The following is a 23,953-nucleotide window of genomic DNA, read 5'->3' as shown; positions in this document are numbered from 1 at the left end:
CCGGGTTTGCGGTAAATTCACGCCGGCCGGTTCCGGTTCACTTTTTCCCATTCTTCGTCTAAAGATGCGCCTCAAACACTTCAGCGTTGCATTCGGCCAGCAACTATTCAAAGCTTTCGGGGATGAAAGCCGGGTGCGGATCCTGCATCTGCTGTGGCGCAACCAGGAAATGTGCATCTCCGACCTGGAACAAGTGCTCGACTTCACCCAAACGAAAACGTCGCGCCAACTGGCCGCCCTGAAAAGCGCGGGCCTGGTCAGCTTCCGCCGCCTCGATAACTGGGTGTTCTATTACCTCAAGGACGAGGCCCTGGACTTCGTGCAGCAACTGTTGGGCTACATGGAGCGCGACGCCCAGCTGCAGCACGACCAGAAGATTTACCAAACGCTCTGGTCGAACCGGGAACTGGCTGCGTATAAGCTGCAAAACCGGCGCTGGACCGGTGCGCCCAATACGGCCGGCCAGTGATGTTGTCTATTCGTTTTTGCCTACCGTGAAATCTGCTCCCGCTGTTACCCGCCTGTTTGTTTGCATTGCCCAGAAGGATGACGTAGGCAAAGACGTCGTTAAAGCCCTGAAGACTGAACTCAAGAAGCAGGGCCTGAAAAAGCTGCTCAGCGGCGGCGAGAAGCGCAAAGTGCGGGTGCAGACTTGCAACTGCCTCGACCTCTGCAAGCAGTGCAAGAAAGGCCCCGGCGCCGCCCTTATCGTCTACCCGGAGGGCACCATCTACGGCAACGTAAAGCCCAAAGATGCTGCCGACATCGTGCACGAACACCTGGGCGAAGGCCGGGTTATTGAACGGCTGCGGCTTGATTGATGCTCCTGAACGTCATTTCGAGCTTGCGAGGAATGACGTTCTATATATTTTCTCCTTACGCATTTACCTCATCACCTCCTCACGCATCACCAGTGAAATACCGTCACCTCTTCTTCGACCTCGACCATACGCTGTGGGACTTCGAAACCAACGCCGACGAAACCCTGCGCCATCTGTTCGAAGAGCACAATCTGGGCCGGCATGGTGTTTCGGTAGAGAAGTTTATTCAGGTATACTCTGATATCAACCACGGTTTGTGGCGGCTATATCAGGGCGGTAAAATCAATCAGCAGCAGCTGCGCGCCACCCGCTTTCCGCGCACCTTCGTGCAGCTGGGGTTGCGCGAGGAAGACTCGCCCGCAGGTATTTCAGAGCAGTTCACGGATATTCTGCCGCAGAAAAAAGCGGTGTTTCCATACACCTACGAAGTCTTGGACTACCTGCGCGACAAAGGCTACCGGCTGCACCTCATCACCAACGGCTTCCGCGACATCCAGTATATCAAACTTGATGCGTCCCGACTCACAGAATATTTCGAGGAAATCGTGACGTCGGAGTGCTGCGGCCACCTAAAGCCCGATACCCGCATCTTCGAGCACGCCTTGGAGCGCACTGGCGCCACTGCCCCGGAAAGCCTGATGATTGGCGACAACCTGGAGTGCGACGTGCTGGGGGCCTATAACGCCGGCCTCGACCAAGTGTACTTCAATCCCGCCCAGCGCCGCCATTTCAACCAGATTACCTACGAAATCAGCTGCCTGAGCGAGTTGAAGGAGATTTTGTAACCGTCTATCATTCCGACGCAGGAGGAATTTGAGTGAGCTTGTCTCAACATCTGCACCCAGATTCCTCCTGCGTCGGAATGACAGACGGGTTACCTTTGCCCCGATGACACAACTAATCGGTTTCTCAGGCCGCCGGGGCAGTGGCAAAGACACTATTGCGCGCCTGCTGCAACAGCTACAGCCCGAACGGCACTGGCACATTCGCTCCGTAGGTGAGCCTATTAAGGCCGTGTGCGCCGCTCTGGCCGGGGAGGATACTACGCCCTATTTCTCGCAGCAAGGCAAAACCGAGCTACTCCCGGCTTTCGGCCGCACCCGCGGCGAGATGCTACAGCAGGTGGGCCTGGCGTTGCGCCTCTGGGAGCCCGATATCTGGGTGCAGGCGTTCTTCTCCCAGCTGCCGGCCGACCAGCACACCCTGATTCCGGACGTGCGCTTCCCCAACGAAGCCGACCTCATCCGCAGCCGTGGTGGCCTGATGGTGCGCGTGGAAGGCGACCCGCTCCACCAGCGCGGCGACGGTACCCGCGACGACGACCACCCCTCCGAAACCGCCCTCGACCACTACCCCCACTTCGACCTCACCCTCCACAACACCGGCTCCGTCGCCGACCTGGAATGGCAGGTGCGGGCACTGCTGGCGCGGTTGTAGGCAGTACTGTTCTCTATGCCACTTCCTCTAAAACAGAAGCTGGGTCGGATCCTGGGCTTGCTGCTCACACTGCCAGTCGGCTTGGCACTAGCAGCAGCCTTTTTCGTGGTAAACTACACCGCTTGGAAAGCAAGTCAGGGGCCCAGCGTTACAGCAATTATTCTGTCGAAGTCTGACGAAATTCCGCGCAAAAGCATGAGCCGTATCTATCATTTGCGACTTGCGTTTGCTCTGCCCGATGATGATTCTGTAACGGCTACAACTGAGGTAGCTCAAGAGGATTTTCTGGCCTCGAAGCTCCGTGACCGGGTAGCCGTAACCTATGACCGCCACAATCCTCAAAACGTGCTGTTGGCTTCCGCAAATTGGTTTAGTTGGAGAAGCCTGCCCTCTTTGCTTCTGGGTTTGTCGCTGCTCTGGGCCGCCACCCAAATAGCCAGGCCCCGACAAGTGTTGCCAGTATAGGTGGTTGCATCGGACTTCCTCATTCCTTCTACCTTTGCCCTTCCCCACCACCCATCACGCCAAACCAGCACTTCATTATGGCCAACGGCTTTTTCAACGTCCCGACCCCGATCAACGAGCCCGTGAAGGGCTACGCGCCCAACTCGCCGGAGCGCATTGAGTTGCTCAAGACTCTCAAGGAGCTCAAGCAGCAGCAGCGCGACATTCCGATGCACATCGGCGGCCAGGAAATCCGCACCGGCAACAAGAAGGATATTACCCCGCCCCACGACCACCAGCACGTGCTGGGCCAGTTCCACGAAGGCGACGCCTCGCACGTGGCGCAGGCCATCGACGCGGCCCTGGCCGCCCGCCCGCTGTGGGCCGAAATGCCCTGGGAGCACCGCGCCGCCATCTTCCTGAAGGCCGCCGACCTGCTGGCCGGTCCCTACCGGGCGCGCATCAACGCGGCCACCATGCTGGGCCAGAGCAAGAACGCCTTCCAGGCCGAAATCGACGCCGCCTGCGAGCTGATCGACTTTTTCCGGTTCAATGTACACTTCATGCAGCAGATCTACCAGCAGCAGCCTGAGAGCCTGCCCGGTATGTGGAACCGCCTGGAGCACCGCCCGCTGGAAGGCTTCGTGTTTGCCCTCACGCCCTTCAACTTCACCTCCATTGCCGCCAACCTGCCCGCCTCGGTGGCCATGATGGGCAACGTGGTGGTGTGGAAGCCCGCCAACACCCAGATCTACTCGGCCCAGGTGCTGATGGAACTGTTCAAGGAAGCCGGCGTGCCCGACGGCGTTATCAATCTGGTGTACGTGGACGGCCCCACCGCCGGCGAGGTTATCTTCAAGCACCGCGACTTTGCCGGCATCCACTTCACCGGCTCTACCGGTGTGTTCCAGAACATCTGGAAGACCATTGGCCAGAACATCAGCGACTACAAGAGCTACCCGCGCATCGTGGGCGAAACCGGCGGCAAGGACTTCATCCTGGCGCACCCCTCGGCGCACGCCAAGGCCGTGGCCGTGGGCATCAGCCGGGGCGCGTTTGAGTACCAGGGCCAGAAGTGCTCGGCCGCCTCGCGGGTATACCTGCCCTCGAACCTCGCCGACGAAATCCTGGGCTACGTGAAGGAAGACCTGGCCTCGTTCCGGATGGGCGATGTGGAGGACTTCTCGAACTTCATCAACGCCGTCATCGACGAGAAATCCTTCGATAAGCTGGCCAAGTACATTGACGGGGCCAAGGCCGACCCGAACGCCGAAATCGTGGCCGGCGGCGGCTACGACAAGTCGAAGGGCTACTTCATCGAGCCCACCGTCATCGTAACCAAGGACCCGAAGTACGTGACCATGTGCGAGGAGCTGTTCGGCCCTGTGGTGACGGTGCACATCTACGACGCCGACAAGTTCGAAGAAGTGCTGGAGTTGGTGGATACCACCTCGCCCTACGCCCTCACCGGCGCCATCTTCAGCCAGGACCGCTACGCCATCGACCACGCCTCGAAGAAGCTGGTGCACGCGGCCGGCAACTTCTACATCAACGACAAGCCCACCGGCGCCGTGGTGGGCCAGCAGCCCTTCGGCGGCGCCCGCGCCTCCGGCACCAACGATAAAGCCGGCTCCATGCTGAACCTGCTGCGTTGGGTGTCGCCGCGCGCCATCAAGGAAACCTTCGTGCCCGTCACGGATTACCGCTACCCCTTCCTGGGCTCCGAGCCCAAGGAGGATCTGAACCGTGACAAAGGCCTGTAGGCCGCTGCTCAGTTTTCTGAGAAATAAAAAGGCCGCTCCGGAATTCCGGGGCGGCCTTTTCGTTATTCACCGGCTTTGCCATTCGGCCTGCAGAGTCGGTAGGTACTCCGTACCATCAGTCAGCCATTCCAATGCAGCATCGGGGTGCGGAAAGTAGTGTGACGCAAAGCGAATGTCGGGCTGGACCAAGTCGTGCAGCGCATCTACCACCAGTTGGTTGTGCACGCGCTCCGCATCGATAGTGAGAATCAGGTGCTGCAGCGGTAACTGCACGATACCGGGCATCCAGTGCTTACCCAGCCATATCTCGTCTTTAATGGCAATGTCGGGCACAGTATTCATGTCCAGTAGCAGCACTCGCACGCCAAGCTGCCGGGCTAGCAGCAGCAGTTGCGCCGCGCTGGCTTGCATCGTTCCAGTGTTGTCGTTGGAAACCCACTCCAGACGCAGCAAGTCAAGGGGTTTGTGGTATTGCAGACAGAAATCAGGAATACTAGTAATCAGCACAAAAACACGCAACTGACAATTACAACGAAGTAGCTGTTCATAGCCACTAACAGCTTTACCGTATAGGTACTCGCAATCCGGTAGAGCGGATTGCCGCCGCGCCCAATTCTGCTACAACCAGTCCATTGCGACTAGTTCGGGGCGCGGAAGCAGCCGACAGGCCAAATATACACCTTTCCCCTACCCTCCTATTTCACCTTTGTTCCCAACCGGCTAGGTCCTACCTTTGCCTCCCATGCCGTTTCTACGCGGCGTTTATTTGTCGCAGCCTATGCTTCTCGCCGTTCCGACCCAATATCAGCCCCAGGATTTTCTGCCCATCGTGGTGCAGTTTGTGCTGGCCGTGGCCTTCGTGGCCTTCGCCATGATTACGTCTCACCTGCTGGGCCCGCGCCGCAAGAGCGTGGTGAAGGATGAAGCCTTCGAGTGCGGCATCGAGTCGGTGGGCAACGCCCGCACCCCGATTTCGGTGAAATACTTCCTCACGGCCATCCTGTTCGTGCTCTTCGACGTGGAAGTTATCTTCATGTACCCCTGGGCCGTGAACTTCCGCCAGTTGGGCACCACTGGCTTCTACCAGATGCTGGTGTTCCTGGCCTTGCTGATGGCCGGCTTCGCTTACGTGATTAAAAAAGGCGTTCTGCGCTGGAACGAAGCCCGTTAAGACGGCGCGGCGGCAACCTTTGGCCCCGGCCGGATGTTGCCTTTCTGAAGCCTAGCTGCTTCTGTTAACCTGACTTGCTCCCATGGATACTCGAGTTCCTGAAATCAAAACGGTAGACGCGCCCGACGGCCTCGAAGGCGCCGGCTTCTTTGCTACCTCCCTAGAGAAAGTGGTGGGCATTGCCCGCGCCAACTCGCTCTGGCCCTTACCCTTTGCTACCTCCTGCTGCGGCATCGAGTTCATGGCCACCATGGGCTCCCGCTACGATATTTCCCGCTTCGGCTCGGAGCGCCCCTCCTTCTCGCCCCGGCAGGCCGATTTGCTGATGGTGATGGGCACAATTGCCAAGAAGATGGCCCCCATCGTGAAGCAGGTGTACGAGCAGATGGCCGAGCCCCGCTGGGTGCTGTCCATGGGTGCCTGCGCCTCCTCAGGCGGTATTTTCGATACCTACTCCGTGCTCCAGGGCATCGACCGGATCATCCCGGTAGACGTGTACGTGCCCGGTTGCCCACCCCGCCCCGAGCAGGTGCTCGACGGCCTGATGCGCATCCAGGACCTGGCCAAAAACGAATCCTTCCGCCGCCGCAACTCGCCTGAATATCAGGCCCTGCTGGCGTCGTACAACATTAAATAGAGCTGCTAGCTATTAGCTGTTGGCTGTTGGCTTCTTTCGAGGAGCTTGCCCTGACAAAGAGCTAATAGCTAACAGCCGATAGCTAACAGCTCAAAAAAATGGCTGACCAGAACGAATCCATCCCGGCTCAGGAACAGGCTGCCGCACAGGACCCGGCCGCACAGAAAAACGCGCAGCTGCTGGCTCTGCTGCACCGCCTGTTCGGGGCCGACGCCTTCACCGACGTGGAGGAGCCCTACGGCCTGCTGACCGCCACCACCACCCGGGAGCGGATTCACGACATCATTGAAGGCCTGCAGAAGGACGAGGAGTTGCAGCTCAACTTCCTGACCACGATGTGCGGCATGCACTTCCCCGACCGGCCCGGTCGGGAACTCGGCATGGTGTACCACTTGCACAGCCTCACCCAGAACATCCGGTTGCGCCTGAAGATCTTCTTCCCGATTGCCGACCCGGTTGCCCCGACCCTGACCGACCTCTACGCTACCGCCAACTGGATGGAGCGTGAGGCCTTCGACTTCTACGGCATCATCTTCCCCGGCCACCCCAACCTCATGCGCATCCTCAACGTGGAGGACATGGACTACCACCCGATGCGCAAGGAGTATGCCCTGGAAGACGGCACCCGCGAAGACAAAACCGACCTGTTCTTTGGCCGCTAACCTGTTAGTACCGAGTAGAGAGTATTGAGTACTTAGTACTCCGAACTGCTTTTCATCATTTCGCCCTTACTCACTACTCAATACTTCCTACTCATTACTAGAATGGCAGTAAACGACACGCTGGAAGGCACCCATAAAATCATTGATTCGGCCCGGGAGCAGGAGCCGCGGCTGAACCCGCTGGCCCCGACCGTCAACGACTTCAACCAGGAGCTCACCACGCTGAACCTGGGCCCCACGCACCCCGCTACCCACGGCATCTTCCAGAACATTCTGCAGATGGACGGCGAGCGGATTGTGGCGGGTGTGCCCACCATCGGCTACATCCACCGCGCCTTCGAGAAGATTGCCGAGCGCCGGCCCTTCTACCAGATTACGCCCCTGACGGACCGCATGAACTACTGTTCGTCGCCCATCAACAACATGGGCTGGCACATGACGGTGGAGAAACTGCTGGGCGTGGAAGTACCCAAGCGCGCCCAGTACATCCGGGTTATCCTAATGGAGCTGGCCCGCATCACCGACCACCTGATCTGCAACGGCATTCTGGGCGTGGATACGGGTGCCTTCACCGGCTTCCTCTACCTCATGGATGAGCGGGAGAAGGTGTACGAGATTTACGAGGAAGTAAGCGGCGCCCGCCTGACCACCAACATGGGCCGCGTGGGCGGAATGGAGCGCGACTTCTCCGACGTGGCCATTGCCAAGCTGCGCGCCTGGCTGAAGACCTTCCCGGCCGTGATGGCGGAGTTCGAGAAGATGTTCAACCGCAACCGCATCTTCATGGACCGCGTGGTGGACGTGGGCGGCATCTCGGCCGAGCGCGCCCTCAACTACGGCTTCACCGGCCCCAACCTGCGCGCCGCCGGCGTCGATTACGACGTGCGGGTGATGAACCCCTACTCCAGCTACCAGGACTTCGAGTTCGAAATTCCGGTGGGTACCAAAGGTGACACATACGACCGGTTCATGGTGCGCAACGAGGAAATCTGGCAGAGCCTGCGCATCATCAACCAGGCGCTGGAAAACCTGCCTGCAGGCCCCTACCACGCCGATGCGCCCCACTTCTACCTGCCGCCCAAGCAGGCCGTGTACCAGAACATGGAAGCCCTCATCTATCACTTCAAGATTGTGATGGGCGAGATTGATGCTCCCGTGGGCGAGGTCTACCACTCGGTGGAAGGCGGCAACGGCGAGCTGGGTTTCTACCTCGTGTCCGATGGGGGCCGCACGCCCTACCGCCTGCACTTCCGCCGGCCCTGCTTCATCTACTACCAGGCCTATACCGAAATGGTGGTGGGCCAGACCCTCTCCGACGCCATCGTGACGCTGTCGTCGATGAACGTAATTGCCGGGGAGCTCGACGCGTAGTTTTTTGCTGAATACAACTGATATGGAATCGACTGCTACCAAGCCGCAATTCTCCGAAGCCGCGAAGGCTGAAATTGCGCGCATCTGCAAGCAATACCCGGAGGAGCGCCGCAAATCGGCCATGCTGCCGGTGCTGCACATTGCCCAGGCCGAATTTGGCGGCTGGGTAAGCCCCGAAGTGCAGGATCTGGTGGCCGAAGTGCTGGGCGTGGCCCCGATTGAGGTCTACGAGGTGTCGTCGTTCTACACCATGTTCAACCTCAAGCCAGTCGGCAAGCACGTGCTGGAAATCTGCCGCACGGGCCCCTGCATGCTGCGCGGCTCCGACGAACTGACGGCCCACCTGGAGCGCATCACGGGCGCCAAAGTAGGCGGCCCGGCTTCCGAAGATGGCCTGTTCACCCTGAAGGAAGTGGAGTGCCTGGCCGCCTGCGGCTTCGCCCCCATCGTGCAGGTCCGCGAGAAATACTACGAGCAGCTTGATACCCCGGAAGCCGTGGACGCCATGCTCACGGAGTTGCGCAACCAGGTGCACCGCCCCGCCCTGCCCTGGGAAGAAACCGGCCTCCCGAACGCAGTGGCCAACAACTAACGTCTTTCAGCTCTGAACTTATGGGACGCAAACTGCTGACCGAACATATTAACGTTGAAGGCATCGACACCCTGGAGGTGTACCGCAAACACGGCGGCTACCGCTCGGTGGAGAAGGCCCTGAAAACGATGACGCCCGATGAGGTGGTGGAAGAAGTGAAGAAGTCGGGCCTGCGGGGCCGCGGCGGCGCGGGCTTCCCCACGGGCATGAAGTGGAGCTTCCTGGCCAAGCCGGAGGGCGTACCGCGCTACCTCGTCTGCAACGCCGACGAATCGGAGCCGGGCACCTTCAAGGACCGCCAGTTGATGTCGAAGCTGCCCCACCTGCTCATCGAGGGCATGATTACGAGCTCGTACGCGCTGGGCGCCAACACCTCGTACATCTACATCCGCGGCGAGTTGTTGTACGTGCTGCGCATCCTAGAAAAAGCCATTGCCGAGGCTTACGCGGCCGGTTTCCTGGGCAAGAATATCCTGGGCTCGGGCTACGACCTGGATCTGCACGTGCACCCTGGCGGCGGCGCGTACATCTGCGGTGAGGAAACCGCGCTGCTGGAATCATTGGAAGGCAAGCGCGGCAACCCGCGCAACAAGCCGCCATTCCCGGCCGTGCAGGGCCTCTACGCCCGCCCCACGGTGGTGAACAACGTGGAATCCATTGCCGCCGTGCCGGTGATTGTGAACGAGGGCGGCGACGAGTACGCCAAAATCGGGGTGGGCCGGAGCACCGGCACCAAGCTGATTTCGGCCTGCGGCCACCTCAACAAGCCCGGCATTTATGAAATTGAGCTGGGTCTGTCCGTCGAGGAATTCATCTACTCCGATGAGTACTGCGGCGGCATTTGGAAGGGCCGCGACCTGAAGGCCGTCGTGGCCGGTGGTTCGTCGGTGCCGATTCTGCCCAAGGAACTCATCCTGAAAACCGCCGCCGGCGAAAACCGCCTGATGACCTACGAGTCGCTCAGCGACGGGGGCTTCGTGACGGGTACCATGCTGGGTTCGGGTGGCTTTATTGCCATGGACGAGACGACCTGCATCGTGCGCAACACTTGGAACTTCAGCCGCTTCTACCACCACGAGTCGTGCGGGCAATGCTCGCCCTGCCGCGAGGGTACGGGCTGGATGGAGAAGGTGCTGCACCGCCTCGAGCACGGCCACGGCCACATGGAGGACATCGACCTGCTGGTAAGCGTGGCGAAGCAAATCGAAGGCAACACCATCTGCCCGCTCGGTGAAGCTGCCGCCTGGCCGGTAGCCGCCGCCGTGCGCCACTTCCGCCACGAGTTTGAGTGGCACGTGACCCACGCCAAGGAAGCCGCCCAACCCGGCGCGGTGTACCGGGCCGGTGCCGTGCTGGCGTAACTTTAGAACGTCATGCTGAGGAACGAAGCATCTTATCACCGCTGCGTTCTTCAGGATTTACTTTTACAGCAGTGCGGACGTGACAAGGTCCTTCGACCTCGCTTGATTCGCGACATGCTCAGGATGACAAAACTGACCAATGGCTAAAATTACTTTCGACGGCATCGAGGTGGAAGTTCCGGACGGAACCACCATCCTGAATGCGGCCCGCCAGATTGGCGGCAGCATCGTGCCCCCGGCCATGTGCTACTACACCCCGCTGAAAGGCTCGGGCGGTAAGTGCCGTGCCTGCCTCGTTCGCGTGGCGGCCGGTTCGGCCAAAGACCCGCGCCCTATGCCCAAGCTGGTGGCCTCGTGCGTGACGCCGGTGCAGGATGGCATGGTGGTGGAAAATACCACCAACCCGCAGGTGCTGGACGTGCGCAAGGGCATCGTGGAGATGCTGCTCATCAACCACCCCCTGGATTGCCCCGTGTGCGACCAGGCCGGTGAGTGTGATCTGCAGAACTTCGCCTTCGAGCACGGCGTGAGCACCACCCGCTACCAGGAAGAGCGCCGCACCTTCGAGAAAATCGACATTGGCCCGCTGATTCAGCTGCACATGACGCGCTGCATCCTGTGCTACCGCTGCGTGTACACGGCCAACCAGATTACCGACAACCGCGTGCACGGCGTACTGGGCCGCGGCGACGCCGCCGAAATCGGCACCTACATCGAGAACATCATCGACAACGACTTCTCCGGCAACGTCATCGACGTGTGCCCGGTAGGCGCCCTCACCGACAAGACGTTCCGCTTCAAGTCGCGGGTGTGGTTCACGAAACCCGTTAATGCGCACCGTGACTGCCCCAAGTGCTCCGGCAACGTGGTGCTCTGGTACAAAGGCAACGACGTGCTGCGCACCACCGCCCGCAAGGACCAGTACGGCGAGGTGAAGGAGTGGATCTGCAACGAGTGCCGCTTCGAGAAAAAGGAAACTTCCGACTGGACCATCGAGGGCCCTGCCCACATCGACCGTTCTTCGGTTATTTCGGCCAACCACTACGAACTGCCGGTTCTCAACCAATCGGTAGTAGCCGACCTGCCCGAAAGCACCCAGCGCGACCTGCAGAAGAACCCACCGCTGAAACTCGGTAGCTAACCCCAGCACGTCATGCTGAGCTTGCCGAAGCATCTCTACCGCCAAAGTAATCAGTTACTATTGCGGTAGAGATGCTTCAGCAAGCGAACGACAGATAAAGCATGACAGACGTCCTAAAGGCTAACAGCTCAAAATAATATGATTGAACTACCCGCACTAGGCTGGCAATCCATTGTCATCTTCGTCGTATTCGCGCTTTCGCTGCTGATTGCGACGTATTGCACCTACGCGGAACGCGTAATTGCCGCATTCCTGCAGGACCGCGTAGGCCCCGACCGCGCCGGCCCCTACGGTCTGGCGCAGCCGCTGGCCGATGCCGTGAAGATGTTCACGAAGGAAGAATTCTTCCCCGGCGGTGCCAACAAGGCGCTGTTCGTGTTCGGCCCCTGCCTGGCCATGATTACGGCCCTGATGTCGTCGGCGGTTATTCCGTTCGGCAACATCATGAACTTCGGCAACAACCTGTTCTTCCTGCAAGGAATTGAGGTGAATATCGGCATGCTGTGGGTGTTCGGCGTGGTGTCGCTGGGTGTGTACGGCGTGATGATTGGCGGCTGGGCTTCCAACAACAAGTTCTCGTTGCTGGGCGCCATCCGCGCCGCTTCGCAGAACATCAGCTACGAGCTGGCTATGGGCATGGCCCTGATTGCCGTGCTCATGATTTCGGGTACCCTGAGTTTGCGTGATATCACACTGCAACAGTCGGTAGCCGGTGAGTGGCACGTCTGGAACATCGTGAAACAGCCGCTGGGCTTCATCATCTTCCTGGTGTGCGCCTTCGCCGAAACCAACCGCACGCCCTTCGACTTGCCCGAATGCGAAACCGAGCTGGTAGGCGGCTACCACACCGAGTATTCGTCGATGAAGCTGGGTTTGTACCTGTTTTCGGAGTACGTGAACATCTTCGTGGTGTCGGCCGTGATGAGCGTGCTGTACTTCGGCGGCTTCAACTTCCCCTTCCAGTACGAGCTGCGCGACTGGTTCGTGAGCAACCAGGGCTGGGAGCTGGCTTCGGCCCAGAACCTGATTACGCTGCTGGGCACCGTGGGCCTGTTCCTGAAGATTTTTGCCTTCATCTTCTTCTTCATGTGGATCCGCTGGACCCTGCCCCGCTTCCGCTACGACCAGTTGATGCGTCTGGGCTGGACCATCCTCATCCCGCTGGCCGTTTTCAACATCGTCCTCACTGGTGGCCTCATTCTGGCCGGCGTGATTTAAGTACCTTTCAATACCCGTTGTCATGCTGAGCTTGCCGAAGCATCTCTACCGCTTCGTCGCCAAAGTAATTTGATTACTACTGCGGTAGAGATACTTCGACTACGGCTGCGCCTTCGCTCAGCATGACACTCGACAGTTTTCGTAACTGACTATATGCAACTCACCAACCGAGCCAAGAAGCTAGAAAAGAAGCCGATGACGCTGGCCGAGCGGGCGTACCTGCCGGCCATCTTCCAGGGCCTGAGCATCACGATGCGCCACTTCTTCATGAAGAAGGCCACCGTGCGCTACCCCGAGGAAGTACGTCCCTTCTCCAACACGTTCCGCGGCCTGCACGTGCTCAAGCGCGACGAGCAGGGCCGGGAGCGGTGCACCGCCTGCGGCCTGTGCGCCGTAGCCTGCCCCGCCGAAGCCATTACAATGGTAGCCGGCGAGCGAAAGAAAGGCGAGGAAGGCCTCTACCGCGAGGAGAAGTACGCCATCAGCTACGAAATCAACATGCTGCGGTGCATCTTCTGCGGCCTCTGCGAGGAAGCCTGCCCCAAAGCCGCCGTCTACCTCCAGCCCGACAAGATGGCTCCGCCACGCTACGAGCGGGACGAGTTCATCTACGGTAAGGACCGCCTGGTGGAGCCCGTTTCGCCGGATGAGCGTTCCGTGCGCGGCATCCAGCTCACGCCCGATCAGGCTACCACGCTGCGCGGCAAGCTGCAGCAGGCGTAATGATTCTCGTGTCATTCCGAGCAAAACGAGGGTTCTGAATTATCCTATTTAACAACCCTCAGATTCCTCGCTTTGCTCGGAATGACAAAACACACTTCTCCATGTCTCCAATCTTCCTCTTTCTGACCTTCGTGGCGCTGCTGAGCGCGCTGGGGGTGGTGTTTGCCAAAAACCCGGTGCACAGCGTACTGTTCCTGATTCTGACGTTCTTCTCGCTGTCGGGGCACTACCTGCTGCTGAACGCGCAGTTTCTGGCGGCCGTGAACATCATCGTGTACGCCGGTGCCATCATGGTGCTGTTCCTGTTCGTGATTATGTTCCTGAACCTGAACGTGGACACCGAGCCGCACAAGCCGGCCCTGGCCAAAATTGCCGCGGCCGTAGCCGGTGGCTCCCTCCTGCTCATCCTCGTGGCGGCCCTGAAAGACGTAACGCCCACCGGCGTACCAGCCGGCACCGCCTTCAACTCGCAGATCGGCATGGTAGACCAGCTGGGCATGAAGCTCTACACCGATTACCTGCTGCCCTTTGAGCTGGCTTCCGTGCTGTTCCTGGTAGCCATGGTGGGTGCTGTAATGCTCGGCAAGCGTGAAGTAGGCGAGCGGAATTTCTAGTTTTATCCGCTGGCTTCAGTGGAAACCAAGCGCGGCGGCTGATGCATCAGCCGCCGCGCTTTTTTATGTTCGTACTATGGAAATCAAGCTCTACAAATCACCTTGGCGAGCCATGAAACTATTGTTGGGTAGCGGTGCCTTTGTGGCGTTAGGTATTTTTCTGTTGCGCCAGCCCGGCACTCCATCATGGGTGGCGTGGTCATGCATTGGTTTTTTCGGACTGGGAATACCGGGTGGTCTATATCAGCTGCTGGACCGCCGCCCTCAAATTATTATCAACGAAGTCGGCATCTTTGACCGCACCACTTACCACAGCTTTATCAACTGGGACATTATTCAGAACGCCTACTTGGTGCGCGTACACGGCCAGAAAATTCTGTGTCTGGTAGTGTCGGCAGAGTTCGAGCCATCCCGCACGCAGGGCGCGGTGCGTCAGTCGCTGGCGCAGCTTTCCAAAGGGCTGGGGTTTCAGGAGCTGAATATTTCGCTGGGCATGATTCGCATCGACGAGTTACGCTTTACCCAGTTTCTGCTGGCCATGACGCAGGCAGAGCGCCCCGCCGACCGTACGCAGTTGCTAACACGATAACACCCAATAACCAGCAGCGGCACCTGATTCCTCAGGTGCCGCCGTTGACTTACTACTTCTCCAGAACCGCCTATTCCGTTTCCGCGCTGCGGCGGCGCATCCAGGCGGGGCCGGTGCAGGCGCCTTCCATTTTCTGGCGGAACTTCTCCTTTTCCTCGGGCGTGAGGCATTCCAGGCGGTTTTCCATCTGCTGCTTCCATTGGCGGCGTTTGCGGGCCCAGCCGGCGCGGTGGCCGCGGCCGCCCCAGCCCCCGAACAGGATGCGCGAAAGCACCAGCAGCCCCAGCGCCTGCCAGATGCTGATGAGAGGCAGGTTGAACAGGTCGGGCAGCAGCCAGTTCCAGAGGCGCATGGTCACGTAGCCGGCCACGGCCAGGAATAGCGTAATCAGCAGGAGTATTTTGAGGCCGTGTAATAGGCGGAAGGAGCGGTTCATTGGAATTGGGCGTTAAAAGAACGTGTCATGCTGAGCGAAGGCGCAGCCGCAGTCGAGCATCTCGCGTGCTGATGTCTGAATGGTATGGCAACGTCAGCACGCGAGATGCTTCGGCAAGCTCAGCATGACGTTCTGGTTAATCCCTAAACAGTTCGGTGTAGAGAGTGCGGAGGCGTTTGCGCAGGTGCTGCACGGCGTAGTGCTTGCGCGAAATCAGGGTTTTGAGCGGGACACCGGTTTCCTCCTCCATTTCGCGGAAGGTTTTGTCTTCCAGCTCATGCCAGATGAAGACCTGGCGCTGGGCGGCAGGCAACTCGGCCAGGGCGTCGCTGAGGGCTTCCATGAGAGTTTCGCGCAGCAGCCGGTTCTCGGGCGCGTCGTCGGTGGCAGGCAGGATGTCAGCCAGCAGCAGGGAGTTTTCGTCGCCGTCGGCGGCAAAGGCGGCCATTTCGTTTTCCAGCGAAACGGGCTTTTTACGGCGGTAGAGGTCGGTGATTTTGTTGCGGGCCACCCGGAACAGCCAGGCGGCGGCCTGCTCCACGGGCTTCATCAGCCGGTAGCTTTCCACGAGCTCAGCAAACACGTCCTGCAACACGTCTTCGGCCTCGGCCTCGTTGGGAATGCGCCGGCGGATAAACGCCAGCAGCCGCTTCCGTTGGGTGCGCACGGCTTCCTGTATCTGCAGGTCCTGGTGGCCGGCCGTCATGCGTGCAGCGTCGAGAGGTAGAGCTAGGGGTTCCATTCTGCTGACACAGACGGGAAGCGCCGGAAGATACTTTATCGGGGAGCAGAAATTTTGTTGAGACGCAAGAACGTCATGCTGAGCGCAGCCGAAGCATCTCTACTGCTTCGTCCTCATATCAGGACTTAGCCAGAGGTAGAGATGCTTCGGCTGCGCTCAGCATGACGTTCTGTTTTGAATCGTTTTCTCCTACAAGAAGTGATATAGGAACGTAATAACGCCGGTGTACGCGGGCTTCTTCTGGCCTTCGATTTCCATCGTTACGCCGATGTTGGCTTTGGCAATGCCGCGCAAATCTTTCACGGCTAGCAGCTTGGCATGCAGGCGCACCGGCGTGTTCACCAGCACGGCCTGATTGAAGCGGAACTCACTGATTTCGTAGTTCACCTGCATTTTCAGGTTTTCTACCTGCACCAGCTGGTTCCAGAAGTAGGGCAGCAACGACAGCGTGAGGTAGCCGTGGGCAATGGTGCCGCCGAATGGCGACTCGGCGGCGGCGCGCTCGGGGTCGGTGTGGATCCACTGGAAATCCAGGGTGGCGGCGGCAAACTGGTTGATTTGCTCCTGGGTGATGGTGTGCCAGGGCGTCGTGCCGAGGTCCTGGCCCTCGTACTGTTGCAGCTCGGCTAAGCTGCCAATCGTGATACTCATGCGGAATAGGTTGCGGTGGCGGAAGTGCTAAAGTACGGTTTGCCTACGGGAGCGGCTGCACCTGCTGCGAAAAAGGTAAGGCCGGGGTTCTGGTAGCGGGTTCTCCAGCGAATCTTCGCCTTGAAAACGTCCGAATCAGGCCAATTTAAAGGGTGGCGTTTTCCAATTTTCAGGATACCTTTGCCAGCTAATTGCCCCGCCGTGCCCCGGCCGATAGGGCTTCGTTCCGCCGCCAACGCTACCGCATGGACCAGAACATACCGCAGGTTATCCAAACGGTTCCTCTTCAGTACTACGTTTTCTTCGCCGCCGCCCTATTTTCCATCGGGGTGCTGGGCGTCCTCACGCGGCGCAATGCCATCATCATCTTCATGTGCGTGGAGCTGATGCTGAATGCCGTAAACGTGCTGCTGACGGCCTTCTCGGCCTACCGCGCCGACCCCAACGGGCAGGTATTCGTGTTCTTCATCATGGCCGTGGCCGCTGCCGAAGTGGCGGTCGGGCTGGCCATCATCGTGATGATCTACCGCAACCTGCAAAACACCGACGTTAATCTGCTCAACCGCCTGAAGTTCTAACGAGTGCCTCACCCCCTAGCCCCCTCTCCAGGGGGAGAAGGGGAACTAGCTGCTAGCAACTAGTCCTTGGTGATGCTTCCTTGTCTGGATCTAAAAACTAAAAACTAGTCCCCCCTCTCTACCGGAGAGGGGGCTAGGGGGTGAGGCCCCCATCTGCTTATGCAAGAAACTGTAATTCCCGCTGCCGGCGCGCCGTACTCCACGTTTCTGTACGTGCTTATCCCGCTGCTGCCGTTTTTGGGCTTTCTGATCAACGGGCTACTCAACCGGAAGCTTTCGGGCACGGTGGCCGGCGCCATCAGCAGCCTGGCGGTGCTGGGCTCGTTCGCCATTTCGGTGTTCCTGTTCCTGAACTTCCAGTACCAGTACACCGTCACGCTGTTCGACTGGATTTCGGTCGGCTCGATGCAGATTCCCTTCTCCTACCAGATCGACCAGCTCAGCCTGATTATGCTGCTGCTCGTGACGGGCGTGGGCTTCCTGATTCACGTGTACAGCATCGGCTACATGCACCACGACGAGAACGTGGGCAAGTTTTTCAGCTTTCTGAATTTGTTCGTGTTCAGCATGCTGGTGCTGGTGCTGGGCGCCAACTTCGTGATTCTGTTCATCGGCTGGGAAGGCGTGGGGCTGTGCTCCTACCTGCTGATTGGCTTCTGGAACAAGAACACCGCCTACAACAACGCCGCCAAAAAAGCCTTCATCATCAACCGCGTAGGTGACCTGGGCTTCCTGCTGGGCATCTTCCTGATTTACCTGACCTTCGACTCGGTACAGTACGCCGAGGTATTCCAGAAAGCCTCCGCTATGCAGATTGGCACGGGCGTGGTAACGGCCATTACGCTGCTGCTGTTCGTGGGCGCTACCGGTAAATCGGCCCAGTTGCCGCTCTACACCTGGCTGCCCGACGCTATGGCCGGCCCCACCCCGGTTTCGGCCCTGATTCACGCCGCCACCATGGTAACGGCCGGTATCTACATGATTCTGCGCGCCAACGTGCTGTTCACGCTGGCCCCCGATACCCTCGAAGTCATTGCCATCATCGGCGCGGCTACCGCGCTGTTTGCCGCCACCATCGGCCTGGCTCAGAACGACATCAAGAAGGTGCTGGCCTACTCCACCGTTTCGCAGCTGGGCTACATGTTCCTGGCGCTGGGCGTGATGGGTTACAGCACTTCCCTGTTCCACGTGCTCACCCACGCCTTCTTCAAGGCCCTGATGTTCCTGGGGGCGGGCTCCGTGATTCACGCCATGAGCAACGAGCAGGACATGCGCCGCATGGGCGGCCTGCGCAAAGCCTTGCCCATTACGTTCATCACCTTCCTGGTAGGCTGCCTGGCCATTGCCGGCATCCCGCCCTTTTCGGGCTTCTTCTCCAAGGATGAAATCCTGCTGCACGCCTTCGAGCACAGCAAAGTGCTGTACGCGGTGGGTTTGTTCACGGCCTTCCTGACGGCCTTCTATATGTTCCGTCTGCTGTTCCTCACCTTCTTCGGCGAGTTCCGCGGCACCGAGGAGCAGAAGCACCACCTGCACGAGTCGCCGGCTTCCATGACGCTGCCGCTTGTCGTGCTGGCCGTTCTGGCCGCCGTGGGTGGTTTCATGAACGCGCCCTTCTTCCTCGGTGAGGAAAACGCCTACCTCGCCAACTACCTCGCGCCGCTGTTTACCTACTCCAAGCAGCTAAACCCGGCCGCCTTCGGCGTACACGCCGACCACGCCACCGAGCTTATGCTCATCGGCCTCTCGGTGGGTGCGGGCGTGCTGGGTATTGCCGTGGCCTACGTGCAGTACGTGAGCCGCGGCGTGCGCCCGGTAGCAGATGGCGAGTCGCGCGGCTTCCTCGAAAACCTGGTGTACCACAAGTACTACATCGACGAGCTGTACAACGCCCTGTTCGTGCGGCCCATCATGTGGCTCTCGCGCGGCCTGTTCCGCTACGTGGAAAACGGCATCATCGACCCCATCGTGAACGGCTTCGGCCGCCTGACCATGGGCGGAGGCCAACTCCTGCGCTACGTGCAAACCGGCTCCGTGGAAACCTACCTCATCCTGATGGTAGTGGGCATCGTGCTGGTCATGGCGCTGAACTTCGGGAAGTTTTAAGGCTCAATACACCAATGAAACCACTTGCTTTAAAAGCACTCTTAGTGGTTATGATTCTGCAAGTTTCTTGTGTAAATAAAGATCCTGAAAAGTTTGTTGGAGTTTGGCAATGGAGGGGAGAAGGAATTAGAGCTCCGATTCACATATGGAAGAAAAATGATTCTCTAGTTTTTTCCCCCACTCTGAGTTCTGCAACATATCGACCCACATATTACAACAGTGATAAACGCCTTCTAACTATAGTTGATTCTAGTGACCATAATCCGGAGCCAGAATATGATGACACGTTTATGAAAAGAACATATCATTTGAAGTATGATGAGATTAATGATTTACTCTTGGTAAAAGAGCAAATGTATTTTCCTGATGATACAGCTTTGATGGATTGGCAAGAATATCATAGACAGCCTAGTAATTAATCTATACCTACTTAGTCTGATATACAACCTAATTTCATTGATTTTGCCGCTCACCTTACAGTAAAGCATGCTGACTGTCCTTCTTCTACTCTGGCCCGTGGCGGCCGCCCTGCTGCTGCACTTCTTCAAAGGCCGTGCGGCCCGGGTTCCGGCGCTGGGCGCGGCCCTAGTTGAATTTGCGCTGGCAGCTTATGCCGCTCTTACCTTCAACGCCAATAACAGCGGCCAATTTTCCTACAACCTCAACTGGATTCCCTCGGCCGGCATTCAGTTTGCGGTGGGCATGGACGGGCTGAGCCTGCTGCTGGTACTGCTGACGGCCGTGCTGGTACCGGTGATTCTGCTGAGCGCCTTCCGCCGCAACTTCGAGAACGAGTCAGTGTTCTACGCGCTGGTGCTGTTCATGCAAACCGGGCTGGTGGGCGTGTTCACCGCTCAGGATGCCTTCCTGTTCTACTTCATGTGGGAAGTGGCCCTGATTCCGATTTACTTCCTGGCCGGCGTGTGGGGCGGTGTAAACCGGGCCCGCGTCACGTTCAAGTTCTTCCTCTACACCATCATCGGCTCGCTGTTCATGCTGGCCGGCTTCGTGTACCTCTACTTCCAGACTGGCCCCTCTCCCGACGGCCTCTCGGCCCACAACTCGGCGCTGGCTTCGTTCTACAACCTGAACCTGACTGCCGCAACGCAGGTGTGGTTATTCTGGCTGATTTTCGCGGCCTTCGCCGTGAAGATGCCCATCTTCCCCTTCCACACCTGGCAGCCCGATACCTACACCGAGGCCCCGGCCCCGGCTACCATGCTGCTCTCGGGCATCATGCTGAAAATGGGTATCTACGGCTGCATGCGCTGGCTGCTGCCAGTGGTGCCGATGGGCGTGGACTACTGGCAGAACCTCATCCTGATTCTGGCCATCATCGGCATCATCTACGGCGCCATCATTGCCATCCGCCAGCAGGACGTGAAGCGCCTGATTGCTTACTCCTCCCTCTCGCACGTAGGCCTGATGATTGCCGGCGTGTTCTCGCTGACCCAGATGGGTTTGCAGGGCGCTGCCATTCAGATGCTGGCCCACGGCGTGAACGTGGTAGGTATGTTCTTCATTGCCGACGCCATTGAGCGCCGCACCGGCACCCGCAACATTGCGGACCTGGGCGGCCTCACCCGCAAAGCCCCCGTCCTGACGGTATGCTTCCTGGTGCTACTGCTGGGCACGGTGGCCCTGCCCCTCACCAACGGGTTCGTGGGTGAGTTCCTGCTGCTGGGCGGCGTGTACCAGTTCAACCACTGGATGGGTGCCGTCGCCGGCGTGACCATCATTCTGGGCGCGGTGTACTTGCTGCGCATGTTCCAGCGCGTGATGCTCGGCCCCGATTCCTCGTTCACCGAAACATTCACCGACCTCACCGGCTCGGAGCTGGCCCTGCTGGTGCCGCTCATCGTGCTGGTATTCTGGATTGGCCTGTTCCCCAACACGTTCCTGCACCTGTCGGAAGGCAGCGTGCTGAACATTCTGAACGAAGTAGTAAAACGGTAGCAGTAGCGCGAACTTTGTAGTTCGCGTCTCCGCGCCGTTAGCATATTAGCCGCACGACCGATCCGGCAGCTGCGCGAACTACAAAGTTCGCGCTACATTGAGACGAACATGAATTCCATCATTCTCCTTTCCGTTCTGGGCCTCGGCAACCTGTTCCTGGGTTTCCGCCGCTCCAACCGGCTGCTGCTGCCCGTGATGATGCTCATCCTAGGGCTGGTGCTGACCGTGAACTTCATTGACTGGAACGAGGGCGCGCAACCGTTTTTCAACGGCATGCTCACCATCGACAATTTCTCGGTGGCTTTCACGGGCATCGTGCTGCTGACGGCGCTGGTGCTGGTGCCCTTCTCCCAGAAATACGTGCTCGACGGCGAGGCCAACCTGGCCGAATACTACTCGCTGCTGCTGTTCTCGTTGGTGGGCGCCATCATGCTGGTGAGCTACAACCACCTGCTGATGCTGTTCTTGGGCATTGAAATCCTGAGCGTGGCCATGTACGTGCTGGCCGGCTCCGATAAGCGCAACCTGCGCTCCAACGAAGCCGCCCTCAAGTACTTCCTGATGGGCGCGTTCTTCACCGGCATCCTGCTCTTCGGTATGGCACTGGTGTACGGGGCCACTGGCACGTTCGTGCTGAGCCAAATCAGCTTCGCGGTGCAGAATCCGGTGAATGCCTCGCTCACGCCCATGCTCTACATTGGCATGCTACTGATGCTGATTGGCATTGGCTTCAAGGTATCGGCCGCGCCGTTCCACTTCTGGACGCCCGATGTGTACGAAGGCACACCCACGTTCTTCGCCGCTTTCATGAGCACGGTGGTGAAAACCGCCGGTTTCGCCGCCTTCCTGAAGCTGTTGGTGCAGGCCTTCCCGGCTGCCAACGCCCAAGGCATCTGGCTGCCAACGCTCACTGCCATGTGCGTGCTCACGCTGCTCATCGGCAACGTGGGTGCCGTGGCCCAGACCAGTATCAAGCGGATGCTGGCCTACTCCAGCATCTCCCACGCCGGCTACCTACTGATTGCGTTGGTGGCCTACAACGGTCAGCTGGAAGGCGCTTCGGCCAACGGTATTCTGTTCTATTCGCTGGCCTACTCGGTAGCCACGGTGGCCGCCTTCGGGGTGGTGAAACTGGTGGCGGATGCCCGTCAGCGCGAGGATTATAACGGCCTGAACGGGCTGGCCAAAACCAACCCGCTGCTCGCGTTTTCGCTCACGGTGTCTATGCTAAGCCTGGCTGGTATTCCGCTCACGGGCGGCTTCTTCGGCAAGTTCTTCGTGTTTTCGGCGGCCGTGGAGAATGGCTACATCGGCCTCGTGGTGTTTGCCGTGCTAATGTCGATGGTGAGCATCTACTATTACCTGCGCCCAATTATTGCCATGTACATGCGTGACACCGACGCCAAAACCACCGAGGCGGTGCCCGTAACTACCTTCCAGGCAGGTGCGCTGCTGTTGCTGGCGGCCCTCACGGTGCTGCTGGGCATCTTGCCCGGTCTGGTAGCTGGCGCGCTGTAAGCAAGCTTGCTTACCTGCGGATAAAGCAAAAAGAGCGGCCCATGGGCCGCTCTTTTTACTTGTACTACCTAGCTATTTTTTAATCACGCGGATACTGATGCGGCGGTTGAGGGCGCGGCCTTCGGGCGTGGTATTGGGCGTGATGAAGTATTTGCCGCCGTAGCCTTTTGCCTGCAGACGATTGAGGTCCACACCTACGCTGGCAATCGACAGCATAGCGGTTTTGGCGCGTTCCTCGCTGAGCTGGAAGTTTTTTAGTGGAGTGCCAGTGCTATCTGTGTAGCCGCCAATCTTCACCACGGCTGCTGGAAACGTCTTGAGGATGCTGGCCACGTTGCGCAACTGCTGATACGACTCATCGGTGAGCGAAGTGGAGCCGGGCTCGAAGTACACCCGGTCGAAGTTGATCCAGCCTTTGGTGCGGTTCACGGAATCCACCTGAATGGCGGGGTCGGCGAGGAAGGTGAACAGACGATTTTCAGTGGAGTTGGCCCCAACCTTCTGGGTTGTACCATCGGCCAGGCGCAGAATAATGGGCTGGCCGGTATCATAGATGTAGTTGCCACTGGCATCGTCGTAGCGGCCCGTTTGTTTGGTTTCCGAAGAGGAAGCTGGCTGGGTTGCCGCCGTGAGGGCCACCGGAGCGGCAAGCGGCGTGGCGGGTGCACGAAGCCGGTCGTGCCCTACCAAGTAGCCTAGCAGCACAGCCAGCAGCAGCAGCAAGCCCCACTGCCAGCGGCCAGCAGGAGCTTCTGCTGCAGGGGTGGCGGGGGTGGCAGCCCAGGCCGCTGCCGAGGATGGTACCGACTGGTCGGGCAGCAAAGCCGGAGCCCGGTCTGAACTACCCGACGCAACAGGTTGGGGCACGGAAAGCAGCGCGCGCCGAAGCGGGTCTTTTTCCTGACGCAGCCATAAAGCCAATGCCACGGGGTCGAGGCTATGGGCACGGGCATGCTCGCCGGCCACGCCCAGCACCGCTACCGTGCTGCAACTCAACAGCTGCGCGGCCACCCCAGGAGTTAGATTGGTGGCGGCAGCCTGCTCTTGCAAAATGCCAGGGTAAGAATCGCCCAATAGGTCATGGAGCAAATCTTCGCCGCGCTTCTGCCACCCGGTTTGGTCGAGGGCAGGCAGATGCTCCGTTACATGGGCGTTGTCGGCCTCCCGGCTAAGCTGCCACAGCATTTCCGGACCATAGGGCCCTTCCACCCGGTTAAGCAGCGTATACAGTGAAAACGGCACCGTATGGCTAAGGCCATTTCGGATATCCGCCCCTGCTACCTGGTTGCGGCTAGCCAGGTCGTCGGTTACCTGGTCCGTGAAGGTGTCCAGTACCGTCTGGTTGAGTGTATGTTCCATTTTTCCAACACGCTATGTCCATCTTCCTCAAAAGATAAATCATTAATTATAATATTTCAATTA

27 protein-coding genes are annotated in these 23,953 nt (G+C 59.0%); 22 read left to right on the top strand and 5 right to left on the bottom strand.

Annotated features, from left to right (window positions below):
• Nucleotides 1-64: 64 nt before the first annotated feature.
• The 6 genes from H8B14_RS05470 to pruA all read left to right on the top strand — a co-directional run bounded on the left by H8B14_RS05470 (nt 65) and on the right by pruA (nt 4,465).
• Nucleotides 65-469: an ArsR/SmtB family transcription factor gene (locus tag H8B14_RS05470; RefSeq protein WP_187314620.1), complete on the top strand. Its 405-nt coding sequence runs from the start codon at nt 65-67 to the stop codon at nt 467-469.
• A gap of 25 nt (nt 470-494) precedes the next feature.
• The gene (locus H8B14_RS05465) at nt 495-821 is read left to right on the top strand and encodes a (2Fe-2S) ferredoxin domain-containing protein (RefSeq protein ID WP_187314619.1); all 327 of its coding nucleotides are present in this window, start codon (nt 495-497) and stop codon (nt 819-821) included.
• Between the two features lie 92 nt (nt 822-913).
• Entirely contained in the window at nt 914-1,606 is a 693-nt protein-coding gene (locus H8B14_RS05460; protein ID WP_187314618.1) for a YjjG family noncanonical pyrimidine nucleotidase, read from the top strand.
• 103 nt (nt 1,607-1,709) lie between these two features.
• Entirely contained in the window at nt 1,710-2,258 is a 549-nt protein-coding gene (locus H8B14_RS05455; RefSeq protein WP_187314617.1) for a hypothetical protein, read from the top strand.
• 15 nt (nt 2,259-2,273) lie between these two features.
• Nucleotides 2,274-2,723, top strand: a complete 450-nt coding sequence (locus H8B14_RS05450) for a DUF3592 domain-containing protein (RefSeq protein WP_187314616.1) — start codon at nt 2,274-2,276, stop codon at nt 2,721-2,723.
• A gap of 77 nt (nt 2,724-2,800) precedes the next feature.
• Complete coding sequence (gene pruA / locus H8B14_RS05445; protein WP_187314615.1) at nt 2,801-4,465, top strand: L-glutamate gamma-semialdehyde dehydrogenase; 1,665 nt, start codon at nt 2,801-2,803, stop codon at nt 4,463-4,465.
• Between the two features lie 66 nt (nt 4,466-4,531).
• Here pruA and H8B14_RS05440 read toward each other — a convergent pair whose 3' ends face one another.
• On the bottom strand, nt 4,532-4,972 hold the full coding sequence (locus H8B14_RS05440; RefSeq protein ID WP_187314614.1) for a hypothetical protein: 441 nt from the start codon (nt 4,970-4,972) through the stop codon (nt 4,532-4,534).
• Nucleotides 4,973-5,243: 271 nt separating this feature from the next.
• On the opposite strand from H8B14_RS05440, the gene H8B14_RS05435 reads away from it, so the two are divergent.
• From H8B14_RS05435 to H8B14_RS05385, 11 genes are all read left to right on the top strand, one after another.
• Nucleotides 5,244-5,636 (top strand): NADH-quinone oxidoreductase subunit A, encoded by a 393-nt coding sequence (locus tag H8B14_RS05435; protein WP_044014256.1) that lies wholly within the window; start codon nt 5,244-5,246, stop codon nt 5,634-5,636.
• Between the two features lie 82 nt (nt 5,637-5,718).
• Nucleotides 5,719-6,273 (top strand): NADH-quinone oxidoreductase subunit B, encoded by a 555-nt coding sequence (locus H8B14_RS05430; RefSeq protein ID WP_222840554.1) that lies wholly within the window; start codon nt 5,719-5,721, stop codon nt 6,271-6,273.
• Nucleotides 6,274-6,371: 98 nt separating this feature from the next.
• Nucleotides 6,372-6,935, top strand: coding sequence for an NADH-quinone oxidoreductase subunit C (locus tag H8B14_RS05425; RefSeq protein ID WP_187314613.1), 564 nt, complete (start codon nt 6,372-6,374; stop codon nt 6,933-6,935).
• 102 nt (nt 6,936-7,037) lie between these two features.
• A complete protein-coding gene (locus tag H8B14_RS05420; RefSeq protein WP_261989914.1) occupies nt 7,038-8,306 on the top strand; it encodes an NADH-quinone oxidoreductase subunit D in 1,269 nt (422 codons plus the stop codon).
• Between the two features lie 22 nt (nt 8,307-8,328).
• On the top strand, nt 8,329-8,898 hold the full coding sequence (locus H8B14_RS05415; protein WP_187314612.1) for an NADH-quinone oxidoreductase subunit NuoE family protein: 570 nt from the start codon (nt 8,329-8,331) through the stop codon (nt 8,896-8,898).
• A 20-nt stretch (nt 8,899-8,918) separates the two neighbouring features.
• Nucleotides 8,919-10,259, top strand: a complete 1,341-nt coding sequence (gene nuoF / locus H8B14_RS05410) for an NADH-quinone oxidoreductase subunit NuoF (protein WP_187314611.1) — start codon at nt 8,919-8,921, stop codon at nt 10,257-10,259.
• A 139-nt stretch (nt 10,260-10,398) separates the two neighbouring features.
• Complete coding sequence (locus tag H8B14_RS05405) at nt 10,399-11,400, top strand: 2Fe-2S iron-sulfur cluster-binding protein (protein ID WP_187314610.1); 1,002 nt, start codon at nt 10,399-10,401, stop codon at nt 11,398-11,400.
• A gap of 138 nt (nt 11,401-11,538) precedes the next feature.
• Nucleotides 11,539-12,618, top strand: coding sequence for an NADH-quinone oxidoreductase subunit NuoH (nuoH, locus tag H8B14_RS05400; protein WP_187314609.1), 1,080 nt, complete (start codon nt 11,539-11,541; stop codon nt 12,616-12,618).
• 153 nt (nt 12,619-12,771) lie between these two features.
• A complete protein-coding gene (locus tag H8B14_RS05395) occupies nt 12,772-13,341 on the top strand; it encodes a NuoI/complex I 23 kDa subunit family protein (protein WP_044000926.1) in 570 nt (189 codons plus the stop codon).
• 101 nt (nt 13,342-13,442) lie between these two features.
• Nucleotides 13,443-13,955: an NADH-quinone oxidoreductase subunit J family protein gene (locus H8B14_RS05390; RefSeq protein ID WP_044000925.1), complete on the top strand. Its 513-nt coding sequence runs from the start codon at nt 13,443-13,445 to the stop codon at nt 13,953-13,955.
• 112 nt (nt 13,956-14,067) lie between these two features.
• On the top strand, nt 14,068-14,544 hold the full coding sequence (locus H8B14_RS05385; protein WP_187314608.1) for an STM3941 family protein: 477 nt from the start codon (nt 14,068-14,070) through the stop codon (nt 14,542-14,544).
• Between the two features lie 70 nt (nt 14,545-14,614).
• Here H8B14_RS05385 and H8B14_RS05380 read toward each other — a convergent pair whose 3' ends face one another.
• The 3 genes from H8B14_RS05380 to H8B14_RS05370 all read right to left on the bottom strand — a co-directional run bounded on the left by H8B14_RS05380 (nt 14,615) and on the right by H8B14_RS05370 (nt 16,373).
• Nucleotides 14,615-14,980 (bottom strand): hypothetical protein, encoded by a 366-nt coding sequence (locus H8B14_RS05380; protein WP_187314607.1) that lies wholly within the window; start codon nt 14,978-14,980, stop codon nt 14,615-14,617.
• Between the two features lie 136 nt (nt 14,981-15,116).
• Nucleotides 15,117-15,722 (bottom strand): RNA polymerase sigma factor, encoded by a 606-nt coding sequence (locus tag H8B14_RS05375; protein ID WP_261989913.1) that lies wholly within the window; start codon nt 15,720-15,722, stop codon nt 15,117-15,119.
• A gap of 189 nt (nt 15,723-15,911) precedes the next feature.
• The gene (locus tag H8B14_RS05370; protein ID WP_187314606.1) at nt 15,912-16,373 is read right to left on the bottom strand and encodes a MaoC family dehydratase; all 462 of its coding nucleotides are present in this window, start codon (nt 16,371-16,373) and stop codon (nt 15,912-15,914) included.
• Between the two features lie 245 nt (nt 16,374-16,618).
• On the opposite strand from H8B14_RS05370, the gene nuoK reads away from it, so the two are divergent.
• The 5 genes from nuoK to H8B14_RS05345 all read left to right on the top strand — a co-directional run bounded on the left by nuoK (nt 16,619) and on the right by H8B14_RS05345 (nt 22,531).
• Nucleotides 16,619-16,951, top strand: a complete 333-nt coding sequence (gene nuoK, locus H8B14_RS05365) for an NADH-quinone oxidoreductase subunit NuoK (RefSeq protein WP_044004096.1) — start codon at nt 16,619-16,621, stop codon at nt 16,949-16,951.
• A gap of 159 nt (nt 16,952-17,110) precedes the next feature.
• Entirely contained in the window at nt 17,111-19,057 is a 1,947-nt protein-coding gene (gene nuoL / locus H8B14_RS05360) for an NADH-quinone oxidoreductase subunit L (protein WP_187314605.1), read from the top strand.
• A gap of 14 nt (nt 19,058-19,071) precedes the next feature.
• Nucleotides 19,072-19,476 carry a hypothetical protein gene (locus H8B14_RS05355; RefSeq protein WP_187314604.1) on the top strand — a complete coding sequence of 135 codons (405 nt, stop codon included), beginning with the start codon at nt 19,072-19,074 and terminating at the stop codon, nt 19,474-19,476.
• 67 nt (nt 19,477-19,543) lie between these two features.
• Nucleotides 19,544-21,013, top strand: a complete 1,470-nt coding sequence (locus tag H8B14_RS05350; RefSeq protein ID WP_187314603.1) for a complex I subunit 4 family protein — start codon at nt 19,544-19,546, stop codon at nt 21,011-21,013.
• 108 nt (nt 21,014-21,121) lie between these two features.
• Nucleotides 21,122-22,531, top strand: a complete 1,410-nt coding sequence (locus tag H8B14_RS05345; RefSeq protein ID WP_187314602.1) for an NADH-quinone oxidoreductase subunit N — start codon at nt 21,122-21,124, stop codon at nt 22,529-22,531.
• Between the two features lie 72 nt (nt 22,532-22,603).
• On the opposite strand, the gene H8B14_RS05340 is transcribed toward H8B14_RS05345, so the two are convergent.
• Nucleotides 22,604-23,890, bottom strand: coding sequence for an OmpA family protein (locus H8B14_RS05340; protein WP_187314601.1), 1,287 nt, complete (start codon nt 23,888-23,890; stop codon nt 22,604-22,606).
• Nucleotides 23,891-23,953 lie beyond the last annotated feature (63 nt).

The sequence above is a fragment of the Hymenobacter puniceus genome (genome assembly GCF_014333525.1).
Taxonomy (GTDB): Bacteria; Bacteroidota; Bacteroidia; order Cytophagales; family Hymenobacteraceae; genus Hymenobacter.
The sequence above is the reverse complement of the archived record's forward strand: the minus strand, read 5'-3'. Positions and strand labels throughout refer to the sequence as shown.